18 protein-coding genes are annotated in these 18507 nt (G+C 68.6%); 8 read left to right on the forward strand and 10 right to left on the reverse strand.

Going from position 1 to position 18507, the window contains the following annotated elements:
- Window positions 1-30: 30 nt before the first annotated feature.
- On the reverse strand, window positions 31-1503 hold the full coding sequence (locus ACOGXI_RS11495) for a serine hydrolase domain-containing protein (protein ID WP_419938984.1): 1473 nt from the start codon (window positions 1501-1503) through the stop codon (window positions 31-33).
- Between the two features lie 158 nt (window positions 1504-1661).
- Between ACOGXI_RS11495 and ACOGXI_RS11500 the strand changes: the two genes are divergently transcribed.
- The 4 genes from ACOGXI_RS11500 to ACOGXI_RS11515 are packed head-to-tail and all read left to right on the forward strand — an operon-like array spanning window position 1662 to window position 5937.
- Entirely contained in the window at window positions 1662-2882 is a 1221-nt protein-coding gene (locus ACOGXI_RS11500) for a hypothetical protein (RefSeq protein WP_419938985.1), read from the forward strand.
- Window positions 2861-4399 carry a hypothetical protein gene (locus ACOGXI_RS11505; protein ID WP_419938986.1) on the forward strand — a complete coding sequence of 513 codons (1539 nt, stop codon included), beginning with the start codon at window positions 2861-2863 and terminating at the stop codon, window positions 4397-4399. Before ACOGXI_RS11500 ends, ACOGXI_RS11505 begins: the two co-directional genes overlap by 22 nt.
- The gene (locus ACOGXI_RS11510) at window positions 4396-5067 is read left to right on the forward strand and encodes an ATP-binding protein (RefSeq protein ID WP_419938987.1); all 672 of its coding nucleotides are present in this window, start codon (window positions 4396-4398) and stop codon (window positions 5065-5067) included. The genes ACOGXI_RS11505 and ACOGXI_RS11510 overlap by 4 nt, the downstream gene beginning before the upstream one ends.
- A 30-nt stretch (window positions 5068-5097) precedes the next feature.
- Window positions 5098-5937: a zinc metalloprotease HtpX gene (locus ACOGXI_RS11515; protein ID WP_419938988.1), complete on the forward strand. Its 840-nt coding sequence runs from the start codon at window positions 5098-5100 to the stop codon at window positions 5935-5937.
- A gap of 4 nt (window positions 5938-5941) precedes the next feature.
- Here ACOGXI_RS11515 and ACOGXI_RS11520 read toward each other — a convergent pair whose 3' ends face one another.
- From ACOGXI_RS11520 to ACOGXI_RS11560, 9 genes are all read right to left on the reverse strand, one after another.
- Window positions 5942-6418, reverse strand: coding sequence for a hypothetical protein (locus ACOGXI_RS11520; RefSeq protein WP_419938989.1), 477 nt, complete (start codon window positions 6416-6418; stop codon window positions 5942-5944).
- A 199-nt stretch (window positions 6419-6617) separates the two neighbouring features.
- Complete coding sequence (locus ACOGXI_RS11525; RefSeq protein ID WP_419938990.1) at window positions 6618-6830, reverse strand: type II toxin-antitoxin system HicB family antitoxin; 213 nt, start codon at window positions 6828-6830, stop codon at window positions 6618-6620.
- Window positions 6830-7003, reverse strand: coding sequence for a hypothetical protein (locus ACOGXI_RS11530; RefSeq protein ID WP_419938991.1), 174 nt, complete (start codon window positions 7001-7003; stop codon window positions 6830-6832). The genes ACOGXI_RS11525 and ACOGXI_RS11530 overlap by 1 nt, the downstream gene beginning before the upstream one ends.
- A 286-nt stretch (window positions 7004-7289) precedes the next feature.
- A complete protein-coding gene (locus ACOGXI_RS11535; RefSeq protein ID WP_419938992.1) occupies window positions 7290-7697 on the reverse strand; it encodes a S24 family peptidase in 408 nt (135 codons plus the stop codon).
- A gap of 139 nt (window positions 7698-7836) precedes the next feature.
- Entirely contained in the window at window positions 7837-8211 is a 375-nt protein-coding gene (locus ACOGXI_RS11540) for a hypothetical protein (protein ID WP_419938993.1), read from the reverse strand.
- A gap of 62 nt (window positions 8212-8273) precedes the next feature.
- A complete protein-coding gene (locus tag ACOGXI_RS11545; protein WP_419938994.1) occupies window positions 8274-10574 on the reverse strand; it encodes a M28 family metallopeptidase in 2301 nt (766 codons plus the stop codon).
- Window positions 10575-10579: 5 nt separating this feature from the next.
- Entirely contained in the window at window positions 10580-11101 is a 522-nt protein-coding gene (locus ACOGXI_RS11550; RefSeq protein ID WP_419938995.1) for an 8-oxo-dGTP diphosphatase, read from the reverse strand.
- Window positions 11098-12888: an amidohydrolase gene (locus ACOGXI_RS11555; protein ID WP_419938996.1), complete on the reverse strand. Its 1791-nt coding sequence runs from the start codon at window positions 12886-12888 to the stop codon at window positions 11098-11100. Before ACOGXI_RS11555 ends, ACOGXI_RS11550 begins: the two co-directional genes overlap by 4 nt.
- A gap of 8 nt (window positions 12889-12896) precedes the next feature.
- Window positions 12897-14186: an MFS transporter gene (locus ACOGXI_RS11560; RefSeq protein WP_419938997.1), complete on the reverse strand. Its 1290-nt coding sequence runs from the start codon at window positions 14184-14186 to the stop codon at window positions 12897-12899.
- Between the two features lie 140 nt (window positions 14187-14326).
- Here ACOGXI_RS11560 and ACOGXI_RS11565 point away from each other — a divergent pair, with 140 nt between their 5' ends.
- From ACOGXI_RS11565 to ACOGXI_RS11580, 4 genes are all read left to right on the forward strand, one after another.
- On the forward strand, window positions 14327-14662 hold the full coding sequence (locus ACOGXI_RS11565) for a killer suppression protein (RefSeq protein ID WP_419938998.1): 336 nt from the start codon (window positions 14327-14329) through the stop codon (window positions 14660-14662).
- Entirely contained in the window at window positions 14655-15746 is a 1092-nt protein-coding gene (locus ACOGXI_RS11570; protein WP_419940192.1) for a helix-turn-helix domain-containing protein, read from the forward strand. Before ACOGXI_RS11565 ends, ACOGXI_RS11570 begins: the two co-directional genes overlap by 8 nt.
- A gap of 58 nt (window positions 15747-15804) precedes the next feature.
- Window positions 15805-17220 carry an amidohydrolase family protein gene (locus ACOGXI_RS11575; RefSeq protein ID WP_419938999.1) on the forward strand — a complete coding sequence of 472 codons (1416 nt, stop codon included), beginning with the start codon at window positions 15805-15807 and terminating at the stop codon, window positions 17218-17220.
- A 110-nt stretch (window positions 17221-17330) separates the two neighbouring features.
- Complete coding sequence (locus tag ACOGXI_RS11580) at window positions 17331-18491, forward strand: sulfite oxidase (protein ID WP_419939000.1); 1161 nt, start codon at window positions 17331-17333, stop codon at window positions 18489-18491.
- Window positions 18492-18507 lie beyond the last annotated feature (16 nt).

Below are 18507 nucleotides of genomic sequence, written 5' to 3' on the forward strand. Positions count from 1 at the left end.
TCGGCGCGGAGATCTCCTTGCTGCTGCGGATCACTGAAAAACCCTCCGCAGGACGAAGTGTCCCGAAACGACGTCCATGCGAAGTTCATCGAAGGATGCTCCGCCACCGGCGCTTTCGGGATTTCCTCTGCGGATGAAGCGGTAGCGGGTGCGCCCATCGGCGAACTCATCTCCACCGAGCCACGAGAGGGCGGCCGACTCGCCGCCTCCCGTGTCGATCGTCAGTTGGCCGTCCGCGGCAGCCACCAGCGCGGTGATGCGCTGGCCGCGGGCCGGGCCTTCGTAGCGGCCCGCGTAGGGCGAGGGATCCCCTTCGAAGGGCGCCGTGGCGGGCTCCGCCGGCGCCCCGAGCACCACGTCTTCGATCTGGCCGGCGATCCCGCCGGAGGAGGCACCGCCGGCCGTGTTGATGAGCACGGCGATCGACAGGTCCTCCGACGGCAGGTAGCGCAGGTCGGTAACGTAGCCGAAGATCCCGCCCCCGTGCCCGATCCGCGGGGTCCCGTCGCGGTTCGTGATCGCGAGGCCCTTGGCGTAGCGCAGGTTCGTGCCGTCGAGCAGGGGCTCCGGCGTGATCATCAGTCGATAGCTCTCGAGAGTCAGGATCTCGCCGCCCTCTCCGTCTCCGTGGAGGGCCTGATTCCACGCGACGAGGTCGCGCACCGTGGAGCAGAGCGATCCCGCGGCGTAGGGCCACTGGTGGTCCAGATAGGGCGCCGGGTGCAGCCCGTCGTCGCCCGGCTCGTATCCCTTCGCACGGTTGGGGGTGAGTTCATCCTTGTGGCAGTAGCGGGAGTTCTCCATGCCCGCCGCAGCGAAGAGGCGTTCCTCGACGAAGTCCTCGTAGCTCATCCCGCTCGCCGCCTCGATGACGAGTCCGGCGAGGAAGTAACCCGAGTTGTTGTAGGTCATCGCCGTGCCGGGCTCGAACTCGAACGGCTCCGCGGAGAAGAGCGTGACGAGCGTGTCGCGCGGGAGTTCGAGGGGAGCGAGTTCGACCCAGAGATGCTCCATCTCGGTGTAGCCCTTGATGCCCGAGGTGTGGTCGAGGAGTTGCCGGACGGTCACGTTCCGGCCCCCGACGGGGTAGTCGGGCAGCCACTTCGTGAGCGGGTCGTCGAGCGAGAGCGTCCCCTCCTCCCGCAGGAGGAGGATGGCAGCGGCCGTGAACTGTTTGGTCACGGAGCCGACCTCGTAGACGGCGTCCGGGGGCGTGAGCACGTTGAGCTCCAGATCGGCGTGGCCGAATTCCTCGATGAGGAGCGTGTCGGTTCCGCGCACGACCGCGAACGACATGCCAGCCGCGCGGCCCGCCTCGATGGGCGCGGCGGCGATGGCGTGAATCGCGTCGATCTGGTCCGGCGTGAGCGAAGTGAGGGACGCGTCGGAGGCGGCTGGGCCCGCCGCGGGGTCCGCCTGGGCGCAGGCCGCAACACAGAGGGCGAGGACCGCGACGGCGAAGCCGCGGCGGGGGGCGATCGCGCGGAGGCGTCGGAATCTCATTGGTCTCAAGGGGATCTCCTGCATCTGCTGCGTCTCTCCTGCATCTCGCGGGGACCAGACCTATCTTCGGACGGTAGAATAGGTGTGTCGATAGCCTGCGGCCCGTTGAGCGGCAGGCGGCGGATGGCAGGAATTCAGGGGAACGCGATGGGAACGCGATGGAATCGACAGTAGCTTCGACCTCGGTCTTCGCGGGGCGCGAGGGCGCGGCGGAGTCGGCGGACAGCATGCCGTGGTATCTGAGCGCGGTCCTGTTCGCCTCGGCGGCCGTGATCGTGGGCATCACCTGGGACATCTCGTGGCACCGGACGATCGGGCGGGACACGCTGTTCACGCCCGCTCACATGCTGGTCTACGCGGGCGGGCTGGCGGCGGGGCTGTCGTGCGGGTGGCTCGCGCTCAAGACGACGTTTTCCGGGACGGACGCGGAGGTGGGACGCTCCGTACGGTTGTGGGGGTTCCGTGCGCCGCTCGGGGCCTGGGTGGCGATCTGGGGCGCGATCGCCATGCTCACGTCCGCGCCGCTCGACGACTGGTGGCACAACGCGTACGGGCTCGACGTGGAGATCCTGAGTCCGCCGCATGTGGTCCTGGCGCTGGGGATCTGCGCGATCCAGGTCGGCGCCCTGCTGATGGCGCTGGCGTGGCACAACCGCGCCTCCGAGACGGGCCGGCGCAAGCTCGCGTGGGCGTACGTGTTCAGCGCCGCGATGCTGATCCTGACGCTCTCCGTCCTGCTCCTGGAGTACACGTTCCCGAACCAGATGCACGGGGCGACGTTCCATCTCGTCATGGCGGCGGTCTTCCCCGTCCTCCTCTTCGCCATAGGGCGGGCCGGGCAGATGCGCTGGCCGGCGACGAGCGCGGCGCTGGTCTATACCGGGGTCTCGCTGGCGATCATGTGGGTGCTGCCGCTCTTCCCGGCGGAGCCGATGCTGGCGCCGATCCTCCGTCCGGTCACCCACATGCAACCGTCCGAGTTCCCGCTCCTACTGTTCGCGCCCGCGATCGCGATCGACCTCCTCCTGCGGCGGTATTCCGCGCCGGATGGGGCGCCGGCCCGCGCGTCGACGGACTGGAAGATCGCGGCCGTGGGCGGCCTCGTCTTCGTGGGAATCTTCGGGGTGATTCAGTGGTATTTTGCCGACTTCATGCTCTCGGAAGGGGCGCGGAACCACTTCTTCCAGGGCGACACGTGGGGGTACACGGCCGCGCCGGGCGCCTGGCAGCACGTGTTCTGGCACGGCGGGCCGTACCTCGGGGGCGAGTTCTCGGCGGCGCGTTTCGTGGGCGGGGCGTGGGGGGCGCTGCCGGTCGCGTTCGTCTCGGCCCGCTCGGGCCTGTGGCTGGGGAACTGGTGGCTGCGCGTCCGCCGGTGAGGCGCGGCCGGGCCGCTCGCCTTGCACGGGCGGCGGCGTTCGTGGCCGGGCTGTACGTCGTCGCGACGGGGCACGTCGGGAGCAACAACGTGTTCTTCGCGGGCGAGGCGGGCCCCTACCCCGTCTCCGTCATCATCCGTCCTCCCGAGGTCATCCCGGGGCTGGCGGAGATCTCCGTCCGGGTGCCCGGCGGCGGCGTCGACCGGGTAACCGTGCGCCCCGTGCGCTGGGACGCGGCCCCGGAAGGCGGGGCGCCGCCGCCGGACGAGGCCGTTTCCGTGGCGGGCGATCCGGACCTGTACGCCGCCGAACTGTGGCTCATGACAGTGGGCGCGTACCGGGTCGAGGTCGCGGTGGAGGGGGACCTCGGCGCCGGCGAGGTCTCGGTCCCGGTGACGTCCGTCATGCTCGGGGTGCGCGACCTGCCGGCGGGGCTCGGCTGGATCCTGGCCGCGCTCGCCCTGCTCCTGGTCGCCGGGGTGGTTTCGATTACGGGGGCCGCGGTGCGGGAAAGCCAGATTCCTGCCGGGGAGACGGCGGGTTCCCGGCAACGCCGGCGCGCCCGGATCGCCATGGCCGCCACCGCGGTGGGCGTCGCCGGCCTCCTTTATCTCGGAAACCTGTGGTGGGAGGCGGTCGACCGGGAGATCCGAAGCGGCATCTTCGAGCGCCTCGCCGTCGAGGGCGCGATCGTGCGCGACGGGGGGACGCCCGCCCTCGAGATCGCGATCACGGACCCGGCCTGGCGGGGCCGGAACTGGAGCCCGCTCGTGCCGGACCACGGCAAACTGATGCACATGTTCGTCGTCGGAGCGCCGGGCATGGACGCGTTCGCGCACGTGCATCCGGTCCCGGTGGACTCGTCCACCTTCCGCGTTCCGTGGCCCGACCTGCCGCCGGGCGAGTACCGGATCTACGGCGACATCGTCCAGGAATCCGGTTTCGCGCAGACGGTGGTCGATACGGTGACGGTCGACGCGGCGGCGCTCGCGGTCGCCGGGGAGCCGGGCGCGGTCCCGGAGGCGCAGGACGTCCTGCCGGGGTCGCCCGCGGGCCTGGCGCGCGACCCGGACGACTCCGCGTGGACGGGCGTTCCGGTTGCGCTCTCCGGGCCGGGTTCGGAGACGCGGCTGGACGATGGCTCGATCCTCGAATGGCAGGGGGACCAGGAGCTTCGGGTCGACGAGGAGACGGTCCTCGCGTTCAGGCTCTGGGATCCCGACGAAAAGCCGGCTGAGCTCGAGCCCTACATGGGGATGCGCAGCCACGCCGCGCTCACGCGGGAGGACGGCGCGGTGTTCGTGCACCTGCACCCCGCGGGCTCGATTTCGATGGGCTCGCTGGCGGTGCTCACGCCCGATGGATCCCCGATGGCAGGCGGCGGGGCGGATGTTCGTACGGGCGTGGTCGAGTTCCCGTTCGCGTTCCCGCAGCCGGGCGAGTACACGATCTGGGTGCAGGTGAAGCGGGAGGGCCGCGTGCTCACCGGGGCGTTCCAGGCGACCGTTCTCGAGTGAGCGAACGCATCGCGATGTGCTTCAGCGGCGGCAAGGACAGCGCCCTGGCCCTGCACGCGCTGCAGCAGTCCGGAGCCTGCCGGGTCGAGACCCTGATCACGACCGTGACCGATGCCTACGACCGGGTCAGCATGCACGGCGTGCGGCGCGCGCTGGTGCGCGACCAGGCGGCGGTCATCGGCATCCCCCTGGTGGAGGTCGTCGTCCCGCCGCAGTCCTCGAACGAGATCTACGAACGCGCCATGGGCGAGGCTTTCGACCGCCTTTACGAGGACGGGATCCGTCGCGTGGCGTTCGGAGATATCTTCCTCGAGGACCTCCGCGAGTACCGCGAACGGCAACTCGCGGCCTCGGGATTGGAATGTTTCTTTCCGATCTGGAAGCAACCGACGGCGGCGCTCGCGCGTTCCTTCATCCGGGACGGGTTCAAGGCGGTCGCGGTGTGCGTCAACCCTGCGGTGCTGGATGCCTCCTTCGCGGGCCGCGCCTTCGACGCGTCCTTCGTCGCCGATCTTCCGGAGGGCGTGGATCCATGCGGGGAGCACGGGGAGTTCCATACGTTCGTGTGGGACGGTCCGATCCTGCCGCGGCCGATCCCGGTGGCACGCGGCGATGTGGTGGAACGGGACGGGTTCGTCTTCTGCGACCTGCTCGCGGCGGAGGCGTAACGACAGCTAACGGATAGAGGGGTATCGCGGATGTTCAGAGTATTCGGCCTTATGACGGGCCTGACGCTTCTCCTGGTGTTCGCCGGCCAGATGCTGTTCGGGCAGCAGGGAGCGATCCTGTTCCTGGTGCTTTCCGGGGCCATGAACTTCGGGATGTACTGGTTCAGCGACCGCGTGGTCCTGCGCATGTACAAGGCGCAGGTCGTCGACCGGTCGCAGGCGCCGGAGCTGTACGACCGGGTGGAGCGTCTGAGGCAGCGGGCGGGGCTGCCCGCGCCGGTCGTCGCCATCTCACCGCAGCCGCAACCCAATGCGTTCGCGACGGGCCGCGATCCGGCGCATGCGGTCGTCTGCTTCACGGAGGGGATCCTGCGGGCGCTCCCGCCCCGCGAACTGGACGGCGTCATCGCGCACGAACTCGCCCACATCAAGCACCGGCACATGCTCGTCGGCACGATCGCGGCGACGATGGCGGGCGCCATCGCGATGATCGCCTCCATCGCCCGCTGGGGGTTTATCTTCGGCGGGGGACGCGACGATGGCGACAACCCGCTCGGCATGCTCGTCATGGCCATCGTCGCGCCGCTGGCCGCCGTCATCATCCAGATGGCGATCAGCCGCCGCAACGAGTTTCAGGCGGACCGCACCGGGGGCGAGATCACGGGCGATCCAATGGGCTTGGCCGGCGCGCTCAAGCGCCTCGAGTCGGGCGCCCGCCGCATCCCGATGGACGTGAACCCGGCCGGCGCCTCACTCGCGATCGTGAACCCCTTCGCCGGACGACGGCGCGGTCTCACGTCCCTCTTCACCACCCATCCACCCACGGAGGAGCGGGTCGCCGCCCTGAGAGCCCAGGCCGCCGCCAGGTAGTCAGTCAGCGGGTGCTTCGTTGCCAGCGGTCTTCGTAGGCGTCGCAGATCCGGCGGATCATCGTCGCGTAGTGCATGGGGTCACCCGTCTGGGGCGCCGGAGTTCCCGTAACGAGCTTCGGGTCTGCGGGGCGGGGGGCTCCATACGGCAGGCCGGGGTTCTTTCTCAGATTGTCGAAATCGACGACGACCAACGACACAGCCTCGAAGCCGGGGCCCTCGGCTGGAGTGTGGCGGAGGGGAAGACCCCGGAATAGCTCGACGGTCGACTTGCCGAGGGTCTCGATCTTGGCGTGTTCGGTGATGTCGGCCTTGCACTCGGGCTCGCCCACGTACGCCGGCGTGGAGCGGATCCCGAGCCACTTGATGTCCGCCTGGAACGCTCTCGCCCGGTACTGTGAGCCCCAGTTGTGCCGGAGGCCGAGGCCCGCGGCGATCGCCTTCGCGAAGCCTCCCACGTGGGCGTGAACGCCCTGCCGCACCGGCTCCAGCGCCGCCCAGCGGTCGCCCTTCTTCGCAACGTGCCAGCCGACGACATCCGAGGCGCAGTGGTCGACGGCCGGAGGGGACGAGCCTCAAGGTGACGTCTCGGCCTCCGTGGTCGAGGGGTTGTTGCGGAGGGTGTTGAAGACATCGGCGTGCTGCCTCATGCGGTAGCTGTGAAGGTTGCATTATACGAGTTCAGGCGAGCATCAGGCGCTCGCCCTTGGGCTCCGGGACGGGCCGCCCCAACTCCCGTGCCCGGTCGATCCAGAACCGCATCGCATCCTTGATGTTCCCCAACGCCGTCTCCTGATCGTCCCCGTGCGCCATGCACCCGGGCAACTCGGGAGCCTCCGCGACGAAAGCCTCGTCCTCGTTGCTCCAGTAAAGGATGATTTCGTATTTGTACATCAGTCGTCCGCTCCCAGCTTGTACTTGAGGATCAACCGCCGAACCTGCCTCACCTGGTAGGGCTTGGCGTGGCCGCCCCGGCTTTGAAGGTTGACGATCTCCACGACACCCTCCTTGTCGAAGAGGTGGTGGCCGCCGAGGATGGTCCGCACCAGCCGCTCGCGGCGACTCATCCGTTACCTGCCGCGCCCCGCCGGAAACCGCAGGCTCCGGATCTCCGCAAGGCCTCGCGGGCCAACCGGCGCAGCGTCCATGCCAGCCAAGCCATTAGCCGGGCGAATCGCCGTCCGCGCCGACAGTCCCCCCGGTCTGCGTGGGCAAGCTGTTCATGGCTTCCATCTCTAGGTTGGATCGAATCCGTCAATATAACGCACGTCCTTCGCGGAGCGACCGCGTGGTGCGAAGTCCGTTCCGCCGACTCCGGGATCGTGCAGTCGGATGCGACCTGAACGCCGCGCCCTACATCCTTCTGGAGACCCAGACGCCGCGTCCGACGACACGGACCTCCTCGGCGGAGCATTCGTGGCTGTCGTATTCGGGGTTGAGCGACTTGAGCACCACGCGGGGTGGCTCGGAGTGCGGCACGTGCTCGATCCGCTTTGCGACGAGTCCCACGCCGTCCCAGATGACGAAGATCCCGGGCGGCACCGGCACCATCCGGCTCACGCCGATCAGGATGCGGTCGCCGCTTGAAAGGAGCGGCTCCATCGAGTCCCCGTCCACGCCGATCATCCACAGGTCGCCGGGCTGCGCCCGGAATTCGTGGCGGATGAGCGAATCGGCGAACAGCCACGCCTCTTTGGACTCCCGCAGGTCACCGCTCCAAGCCCCCGCGCCCGACCCCAGCCGAGTATCGGCCTCCGGCACGGCGCTGTAGCCATTCGGCGCCCGGCGCGCTCCTGGCCCAAGGCACGAGCCCCTGGGTGGACGCGGTGAACTTCTTGGGCTGGCTGTTCTGATGCGGGGCCTCAGGCGCTGGGCTGGCTACACGGCGCTAAACCGCCCACTAACGGTGCTTGGCGTGGAGTCGCACGATCCGGGCCTCCGCCAGGTTGCCAAGGCCCAATCTGGACCCGCCGCCAAGATCGCCCGGCTGCGGAAGCGCCGGAAAAAGGGTGCGCCGATCTACCTCGCGGAGCACACGCCCGTCGAGATGTTGGCGGCCGCCATCGTAGTCGATGAGGTTGAAGTAGGGCGGCGATGTGACGACGAGATGGACCGGCTCCCGGACTTCGGGCATGTCTCGGGCATCGCCGAGATACAGCGTGTGTTCCGTCCGCTCTGGAGCTGCTCCGTCCCGCCACGCTTCGATCTTGGCCTGACGCTTCAGCCGGATCGAGGACTCGGCCCCGGACATGATCTCGTCGACGCCTACCGTCATGCCGGCCCTTTCACCTTCCGACATCATGTTCTGCGCGCGGGACGACTCAACATAAAGTCCCTTCAGCCGCTGAGCAGGGCGGTCGCTTCGTCGATCTTGTCGGCGAGGCCGTTGAGGGTGCCGGCGAGGCGCTCCACCTGCGCGGACGCCTCGTCCCAGGCGCGCTCCTCGATCGCCTCGCGGATGCCCGGGAGCGTCTTCACGCCGTAGCCCGTGTAGAAACCCGGCGCGTAGATCTGGTGCCGGAACCAGTTGCGGCGGGGGAGGCCGTCCTCGCGCGTCATGAGGCGTTCGGTCTGGATGAGGGCGGCGTTCAGCCGGCGTTGCACGTCCGCATGCTCGCCCATGTCCGCGTCGCCGGACCCGCCGCCGGCCGCCGCGTGAGATGCCCGCATGGCGTCATAGGCCGCATCGTACGCGGCGGCGCTCGCCTCCAGGCGCGCGATCGCGTTCTGCGCCGGGGCGAAGTTGAGGAACGGCACTTCGTCCTGCGCCTCGGGCGGCACATACGTCTTCGTCGGATCTGCCGCGAGCGAGTAGGCGTTCGAGGCGACCAGCGCGTTGCGGCGCCCGGTCTGCTCGCGCGTCTGGTCCAATAGCGCCATCACCTCGTCGCGGTACGTCTTCACGTTGGCCGCGAAGGGCGAGAACCGCAGCGGGAGGACGTCCGCGTTGGCCAGCCGCAGCGTGGCGCGGGCCGTCGTCTTCGCGAGCGCCGCGCCGTACTGGAAGCCGGGATCTCCGAAGCGCGTGTAGTGGTCGAACGAGTCGTACTGTGAATGGTACGACCCGCCGCCGCTCTCGCCCCCGAAGCTCAGGTTCAGCGACGCGATGCCGAGGTGCTGCAGGAAGGGCGTGTAGTCCGAACCCGAGCCGAGCGGGCTGATCGTGATGTCCGAGCCGTCGTCCGCGCGGCGCGAACCGCCCACGGCCCGCGCGGCGTGGAGCCGCTCCCACACGGAGACGCCGGTCTGCGGGTCGGTCACCGAGCGGGCCACGTCGTTGATGAAGCTCTGCAGCGTATGCGAGCCGCCCATGCTCAGGAAGCCGCGGCCGCTCCCGTCCGTGTTGATGTAGGCGACGGCCTTGTGGCGCAGTTCGTCGGCGTGGTGTTCGACCCACTCGGTCGAGCCGAGCAGGCCGGGTTCCTCGGCATCCCACGAGCCGTAGACGATCGTGCGTCGGGGCCGCATCCCCGCCTGCGCCAGTTCCCCGATGACGCGCGCCTCCTCCATCATCGAGACGGTGCCGCTGATCGGGTCCGCCGCGCCCATGGCCCAGCCGTCGCGGTGGTTGCCGCGGATCACCCACTCGTCGGGGAACTCCGATCCGGGGAGGGTGGCGATCACGTTGTACGCGGTCTCCAGCCCCCAGTCGAACTCCAGGTGGACGCGGACCTTCGCCGGGCCGGGGCCGACGTGGTAGGTGATCGGGAGCGCGCCGCGCCACGACGCCGGCGCCACCGGCCCTTCGAGCGCCCGCAGCAGCGGCAGCGCGTCGCCCCACGACATCGGGAGGACCGGGATCTTCATCACGGTCGGGGACTCCTCGACCGTCAGCCGCTCGGCGTCGGCCGTCGCCCCGACGCCCGGCGTCAGCGGGTCGCCCGGATGAAGCGGCATGTCCTGCACCGCCCCGCGCTGGACGCCGAACTCGGCGCGGTAGGGCCCCTTCGGATAGGCGTCCCCCTGGAAGAAGCCGTCGTCCCGCGGATCGGAATAAAGGATGGTCGCCAAAGCCCCGTGCTCATGCGCCACCTTGGGCTTGATGCCGCGCCACGACCCGCCGTAACGGGCGATGACGATCTTCCCGGCCACGTCGATCCCCATGCGCTCGAGTTCCTCGTAGTCGCGCGGGATCCCCTGGTTGACGTACACGAGTTCCGCCGTCACGTCGCCGTCCGCCGAGTAGGCGTTGTAGGTGGGGAGGCGGCCCGCCACGCCGGAGGTCCCGTCCTCCGGGATCTCGGGTTCTTCCAGCGACGCCACGAAGGATTCGGGCTCCAGCATCTCCACGTGCCGCGTGAGCGGCGTCGGGAAGAGGACCTCGTACTCCGCGATCTCGACCTCGTAGCCCCAACTGCGAAACTGTTCCGCGACGAACATCGCGTTCTCGTAGTTGTACGGCGCGCCCACGTAGAACGGCTCGCGGGTCATGCGCTCCATCCACCTCTCTAGGTTCTCGGAGCGCACGCTCTCGTCGAGGCGGGCCTCGGCGGCGAGTTGCGCGGCGGACGATTCGGCTCCGAAGCCGAGCAGAGATCGTTGCTGCGCCCGCGCCGGAGCGGCGATCAGGAACGTGAGGCTGGCCAGCGCCAGGAGCGCGGCACGAACCGGGACCGCGTTTTGCGACGTCGTCGCCATCGGATTCATCTCCATTGCAAGCGTTCGGTATCGGAGAGGCGGGCCACCTGGCAGTGCACCATGTCGTCGCCCTCGAAACGCGCGTAGGCCTCGAACGGGCAGTCCTCGATCACATGCGGCAGCCAGTGGCGGTCGTCTTCCCACATCCGATCGTACGGGATGTCGTCGACGGGCGTCCACACGGGGATCGCTTCGCTCGTCTCGACGGGCTCTCCTTCCAGCGCGTCCGACCGGAACACGTGGATGAGGATGGACATGGCGCTCAGCATCTCGAATCCCACCTCCCCGACCTGCCGGGGCGCCACGGGCCGCGCACCCAGTTCCTCCTCGAACTCCCGCATTGCGGCCTCCAGCGTGCTCTCGCCGGGTTCGACCTTGCCCCCGGCTCCGTTCAGCTTGCCGGCGCCAAGGCCGCGCTTCTTGTGGATGAGGAGAATTTCGCCTCCCCGCACGATGAAGAGGAGGGTCGCGTGGAGGTCCGGCCGCCAACTCTCCGGGATCGCACGGCAACGCTGCGAGCGCGTCATGGCGCGCGGGCGCCGGCACGGTCGAAGACGACATCGCCGTTGAAGACGGTCATCTCGCACGCCATGTCCCGCAGTTCGATCGTCGGGACCGTGAGCGGGTCGCGATCCCAGACCGCGAGATCCGCGTACTTGCCGGGCTCGATCGTCCCGACCTTTTCCTCGAGGAACATCTGGTGGGCTACCCAGGTCGTGAACGAGCGCAGGGCCGTCTCGACGTCGACGGATTCGGCCGTGCCGTACGGGTCGCTCCCGTACACGCCGAGCAGCGGCTGGCGGGCGACCGAGGCCCACACGCCGTAGCGCGCCGGGTAGGGAGTCACGAAGAAGTCGGAGCCGCTCGCCCAGATCATGCCCCGGTCCCGATACGACTTGAACGGGTTCAGGCGCAGGGTTCGCTCGGGCCCGAAGTTCCCGGCGTAGGTGTCGCCGATCCACCACGTGAAGGTGGGAGACGGCTCCGGGTAGCCGGCCTGCCACTCCCGCTGGAGTTCGGCCATCGCGTCAAGGGCGCGGTCCGTGGGGATGTTCGAGTGGATGATCCCGTGCCGAAGTCCGCGCGTGGGGGTGGCCTCGAGCGCCTCGGTGAAGCTGTCGACGGTCCAGTCGATGGCGCGGTCCCCAATCGAGTGGATGGAGACGTGGAGCCCGGCGTCGTGATAGGCCCGGAAGCGCCGGCGCAGTTCGTCCGGGTCCATCGTCGGATAGCCGCGGTTGCCCGTGTCGGTCCCCGTGCGCTCCCGGTTCCAGTCCTCGTACAGCCAGGCCGTGCGGGCGCCGCCGCTGCCGTCGATGTACAGCTTGACGCCGCCGGGGATGAGGCGATCGTCGCCCGTCGACTCGTACGGGCGGGTGAAGGTCGCGAGGCTGTCGGCGTAGGCGCGGACCTCGTCCAGCGTCCCGTTGCGGCCGTCCCACAGAGCGAAGATGCGGACGGTGAGGTCGCCGTCGGCGAGGACGTCGCTGTAAGCCGCCCACGCGCGCCGGCCGATCCCGGGGTCCTTGCCGCCCGTCATGCACTCGGCGTTGAAGGCGTCGGCGAGCGAACGGATCCCCTCGCGCCGCTCCTCGGGACCGAGCGGCGGGATGAGGCGGGTCACGAGACCCATCGCGGACTCCTTGAGGACGCCGGTCGGCTGCCCGGCCGCATCGCGGTCAATGGTGCCGCCCGGGGGATCGGGCGTCTCCGCGGTGATGCCGGCCAAGTCGAGGGCGAGCGAGTTGGCCACGCCGTAGTGGCCCATCGTATGGGCCAGCCACACGGGCTGTCCCGCGGCCACGGCGTCGAGGTCGGAGGCGTAAATGTAGCGCAGTTCCTCGAGCTTCCCCTCGTCCCAGCCGCCGCCACGCACCCATTCGCCCCCGGCCAGCCGTCCGGCCTGCTCCGCGACCATGCCCTGCACGTCCGCGATGTTCTCCACGTTCGGATAGCTGAGATCGAGCCGGTACAGCCGGTTCGCGCCCCCGTTGGCGAAGTGGACGTGCGCGTCCATGAGGCCCGGCGTCATCGCGCGTCCGCCGAGGTCGACGCGGCGGGTCTCCGGGCCCGCGAGCGCCTCGATCTCCGCCGTCGAACCGACGGCCATTACCCGCTCGCCCCGCACCGCGACCGCCTCGGCGACGCGGCTCTCCGCGTCTAGCGTGATTACGCGTCCGTCCACCAGGACCAGGTCAGCCAAGTTAGCCAGGTCAGCCGGGTCGGCCGGCGGCGACTCTCCGCAGGCGGCGAGAACGGCGCCCGCCAACACGACGCCCGCCAACACGACGACGGATGGGTTCGATCGGTTCATCTTTCTCATCATCGGGCTCTGCAGTAGGGGCGAAGCGAGGGCTGCATGGCGAAGAGCGCGCCGAGCAGCAGGAGCGGCATCGACCAGGCGGTCGCGGCGACGGGCCCGAACGCGTCCGCGAACCCGCCGACGACCGGAATCGCCAGCGTCCCCACGGCCCACGCGAGCCCCATGACGATGCCCGAACTCACCGCCGTCCCCGAGGGGAGGATCTCCTGCGCCACCACGACGATCGGAGGCAGCAGCGCCATGTTCAGGAAGCCCGCGCACACGGCCATCACGATCGCGGCGGGACTGGCCGGCGCCAGCGTGAACGCGAGGATGTGCGTGGGCACGGCGAGCACGCTGATCGCGGCCAGGAGGTGCTGACGGTTGAGCCGATCGGTGAGGAAGCCGGAGGCGAGCGTCCCCAGCCCCTGGGCGCCCAGGTAGATGCTCAGGACCACGGCCCCCGCCGTCTCGCTCTCGCCCGCGCGGTGGGCGATGATCGGGATGAAGGTGAGGATCGCCTTCTGCGCGAAGGATCCGACGACGGAGATCCCGAACACGAGACCGAGCGGCCCCCTGAGCTTGCGGAGCACCTCCAGCGGGGGAGGCGGCGGCGTCCCCGGCCCCACCCGGGTCCGGCCCTTCGCGCCGAACCAGAGGGCGATCCCGAGCACGACCCCCGGGATCATCGCGATCCACAGGGCGGAGAGGCCGAGCAGGCCCACGATGGCGACCGCGCTGATCGGCCCCAGCGCGAACCCGATCGCCCCCCCGAAGGAGAAGACGGACATGCGCACCCCGCTTCCGCGGCCGTCCCCGGCGCGCGCGACGAGCGAGGCCCCCGGCGGGTGAAAGGCGGCCGACCCCAGCCCTCCCACGGTGAGGAGGAGGAGGAGGACGAGGTAGCTGGGCGCCATCCCCAGCAGCGAGATGAACACGCCTCCCACGATCGGCCCCGCGGCGAGGAAGGCGCGCCTTCCGAACCGGTCGGCGAGGTAGCCGAAGGCCGGCTGCGGGAGCGCGGTCGAAATGGAGAGCACGGTCGACAGCGTCGCGGCCAGCGTGATCGAGAGGCCGAGGTTGTCCATGATCCGCGGCAGGAGCGGCGGCAGGAACGCGGTGTACGCATCGATCATCGTGTGCGAGACGACGATGAGCGCCACGACCGCCGCGGGGCGCATCGACGTGCGTCCCGAAAGGCCGGTGGGGGGATTGGCGAGCGCCGCGCTCGGTTCGTGCAGTGTCGAACTCCGATCCGGTTCGGATGGCAGCCGGTTGATGACCCATGTTAACTCAATCGAAGGGGTCATGGATAAGGCGACTCCGCAGGACCAAGCCATCGCAGGCGCTTGGCGAAACGTGGTTGCCGTGTCATCGCCGCATGCTTACATTATCGATAACCCCAAGCGTTATCTTTTTGTTGAAATAGTGACGACGAGATGGCTTTCGATTGGACATCGTTTTTGGGACCAAACGGCTTGAGAAGCAGTGCAATTCGATTCACAAGGGGACGCGGGTTTGGGGGACGGATGGAGCCAGGAGAATCCGGCGGCGCCTCGACGACCTCCGGGCGGCAGACAACCTCGAGGTCATGAGAGGATTGCCCGGTCGTTGTCACGAATTGAAGGGGGAGAAGGCCGGAGTGCTCTCCCTCGACCTGCGTCACCCGTATCGCCTCTTGTTCGAGCCGGCAGACGAGCCCGTACCGGTGAAACCGGATGGAGGGCTCGATTGGGCCGGCGTCACGACCGTCAGGATTCTCGGAGTCGAGGACACCCATGAGTGAGTCCGCAAAGAACAGGTATTCCCCCGATGAGGTGTCGCCGCCCGGTGAGACCCTGAGGGACATCCTGCGCGAGCGAGGTTTGACGCAGGCGGAGTTGGCGACCCGTACGGGACGGCCAAAGAAGACGATCAGCGAGATCGTGAACGGAAAGGCCGCGATCACGGTGGACACGGCGCTGCAGTTCGAACTGGCGCTGGGCGTGCCGGCCGCGTTCTGGAATGCTCGCGAACAACAATATCGGGAGCATCTCGCACGCCGGGCGCAAGAAGAGGAGATGGCTCGGCGTGTGTCCTGGCTCTCGAAGTTCCCCGTTGCGGAGATGGTGAAGCGCGGCCTGTTCCGGCGAGAGGCGACCAAGCCGGAGCGTGTACGGGAGTTGCTGGCATTCCTGGGCGTCTCCAGCCCGGAGCAGTGGTCGGAACTCTTCGCTCTCCAGAATGTGGCGTTCCGAAAATCGACGGCCTTTGATGTCGATGAGGGCTCGCTGGCCGTTTGGCTACGGCAAGGCTTGATCGAGGCCAAGCGAGTACCCAGCCAGCCGTATGACCGGGGGACTTTCAGGGCGGCGCTTCGCGAGGCTCGATCTCTGAGTCGTGAAGAACCGGAGTCCTTCCAGGAAAAGCTCGTGGCCACCTGTGCGGAGGCCGGCGTCATCGTGCTGTTCGTTCCCGAGTTCAAGGGTTGTCGTGCGAGTGGCGCCACGCGCTGGATTGCGCCGGACAGGGCGCTGATTCAGCTGAGCCTTCGGTATCGCACGGATGACCACTTGTGGTTCACGTTCTTCCATGAGGCTGCCCATATCCTGCTCCATGGAAAGAAGCTGATCTTCATCGAGGGACAACGGCACGAGGGCGGGCGGGAGGCGGAGGCCAACCGCTGGGCGGCCAATGCGCTGATTCCGAGATCGGAGTTCGAACGACTAAGCAAGATGCGGCCCTACACCAAGACCCGGATTCGGGCGTTTGCCCGCGAATGCGGCGTGTCTCCGGGCATTGTGGTGGGGCGGTTGCAGCACGAGGGGCTGTTGCCACACTCGCATTGCAACGACCTGAAGCGTCGCTTCAAGTGGGCCGGCGATGTCTGAAATCCGAAGAAAGGAGAAGCCGTCAGTGAAGGTGGCGAAACAACGGTGGCGGCGTTCGATGCCTTGCGTCTTCGGGCTGCTCACGGCAGGGACATTGACGGGATGCGAGGGGTTCGTCCGGGACCTCGCCGAAGAGAACGCAACCTACGTCATCGCGGGCGGACGCTGGCTGGACGTGCACACCGGGACCCTCGTGGAGAACGAGGGCATCACCATCCACGACGGGCGGATCATCTCCATCGGCCCGCCGCCGGACAGCGCCGACTTCAAGATCACCATCAACGTCGAGCAGGAAGACACAATCCTTCCGGGGTTCTTCGACCTCCACGCTCACTATGCCGTGGACCTGTTCGGAGAGGGCCGCGTGGACGAGACGGCCGCCTATCCCGAACTCTTCCTCGCCAACGGCGTGACGACGACGTTCCCGGCGGGCGAGATGGATCCGGTCCGCATGCGCGAACTGCGCCTCGCCATCGAGCGCGGAGAGCGCAGGGGTCCGCGGATCCTCAACTCCGGCCCCTACTTCGGGTCGTGGCGGCGGGGCTGGGACGACGACGCCATGACGCCCGACTCGATCCGGCGGGAAGTGGACCACTGGGCGTCGCTCGGCGCGGCCGGCTTCAAGGCCAAGGGGATCCGGCCCGATCACCTCTCCGTGCTCATCGAGCAGGCGCACGAGCACAGACTCACGGTCACCGCCCACCTCGATTCCGGCTTCGGGAATACGGTGAACCCCCGCGACGCGATCCTCATGGGCATCGACCGCGTCGAACACTTCCTGGGCGGCGACATGATGCCGGCGGACCGCACGGCCTACGCGTCGCTGCAGGAGTTCGATGACTTCGAGGGGGACGCGCTCCGCGACATCATCGATCTCTACGTGAGCCGCGGAGTCAACTTCGACGCCACGCTTTCCGTCTACGGATACTGGGGTCCGCACGACCCGGAGATGACCGAGTACTGGACGGACGAACTCCGTTTCCTGACGCCCTACATGCGGGAGATCGTCGAGGCGCGTCCGCCCCGGCCCGTCAACGAGTCGTTCGCGAAGATGTCGCCGATCAAGCGCCGGACGCTCAAGGCCTTCTACGACAACGGGGGGCGGGATCTGATCACGCTCGGCACGGATCACCCGAGTTGGGGACAGTACTGGTCTCCGTTCGCCGTCCACCGCGAACTCCTCGCCCTCGCCCGGGCCGGGGTCCCGCCCGCCGACGTGTTCCGCATCGCGACCCTCAATTCGGCGCGCGCGATGGGCCTGGACGACGAACTCGGCAGCATCGAGGAGGGCAAGATCGCCGATCTCGCGATCGTGCGGGGGAACCCGCTGGAGGATGTCCGGGCCGCCCGCGATGTCCGGTTCGTCTTCGCGCGAGGACGCCTTCATTCGCCGGACGAGTTGCTCGCGATGGCGGAGGGAAGGATCGGGCCGGCGGAGGCTCCGGAAGAATCCGCGTGGAGACCCGGCCGTTGAACGGCGCCGTTCCGGCGGATGTCTTGCTCCGACGCCTAACCGCACCCGAGCTTGCACATGGTAAGAAAGACGACGACGAGGCACGCGGTCAACTCGAGGCGAGGTCCGACATGATGAGCCAGCGAAACCCGATTCCACGACGACAGGTGCTGATCCGGGGCGGCGCGGCGGCCGCGGGCCTCGCGGTCCTTCCAACCGATGTCTTCCGCGGCTGGCTCGCCGGATTCGATCAGGAAGCGGTGATCCCGTGGGTCCAGCGTCCGCACCCGGGGTTGACCGAGCGGATGAACATCCTGAACTGGGAGGAACTGGATTCCTGGATCACGCCGGTCCGTCAGATGTTCCACGTGGGGCACTACGGGTCGCCGGTCATCGCGGAGAGCGACTGGAATCTCGAGATCGGCGGACTCGTCGATAGGCCGCGGACGTTCAGCCTCGCCGAACTGAGAGCGCGGCCCCGCCAGGAGGTCGTGTTCACGCTGGAGTGCTCCGGGAACCGCGGCCGTCCCTCGTTCATCGGCGGCGTCCACAACGCGCGCTGGGCAGGGACCCGGCTCGCCGATGTCCTTACGGAGGCCGGCGTTCAGGAGGACGGGATCGAGGTGGTCTTCTTCGGGGCGGACGAAGGCGAGGAGGAGATCCGGGGCAACACGGTGACGCAGAACTTCGCCCGCAGCCTTTCGCTCGAGGACGCGATGGACCCGGGCATCATCCTCGCGTACGAGGTGAACGACGAGCCGCTGCCGAACGCACACGGCTTTCCGCTGCGGGTCATCGCCCCCGGCTGGTACGGCATCGCGAACGTGAAGTGGCTGACGCGCATCGAACTCCGCGACCGGCGCTTCATGGGCAAGTTCATGGCCCGGGACTACGTCACGCTGCGGGCGGAGGAACGCGACGGCGCGACCGTGTGGACGGAGACCTCGGTGGGGCGCGTAAACATCAACTCCGTCCCCGCGAAGGTCACGCGCAACGGCGCTGGCTACGCGATCCACGGGGCGGCCTGGGGCGCGGACATCGCCGGCGTCGAGGTCCGCGTGGACGAGGGGCCGTGGCAGGCGGCGACGCTCGGCGAAGGCCGGGGCGACCCGTACACGTGGACGTTCTGGCGCATGGACTGGGACGTCACGCCGGGTCGGCACGCGATCGTCTCGAGGGCGATCGACGCGGACGGCAACGTCCAGCCGGCGGCAGACGACCCGATGCTCGTGAACAAGCGGACGTACTGGGAGAGCAACGGGCAGCTAACCCGGAACGTCGTGATCGACTGACCGTCCCCCTCCCCGC

It is taken from the genome of Candidatus Palauibacter sp. (genome assembly GCF_965208055.1).
Classification (GTDB): domain Bacteria; phylum Gemmatimonadota; class Gemmatimonadetes; order Palauibacterales; family Palauibacteraceae; genus Palauibacter.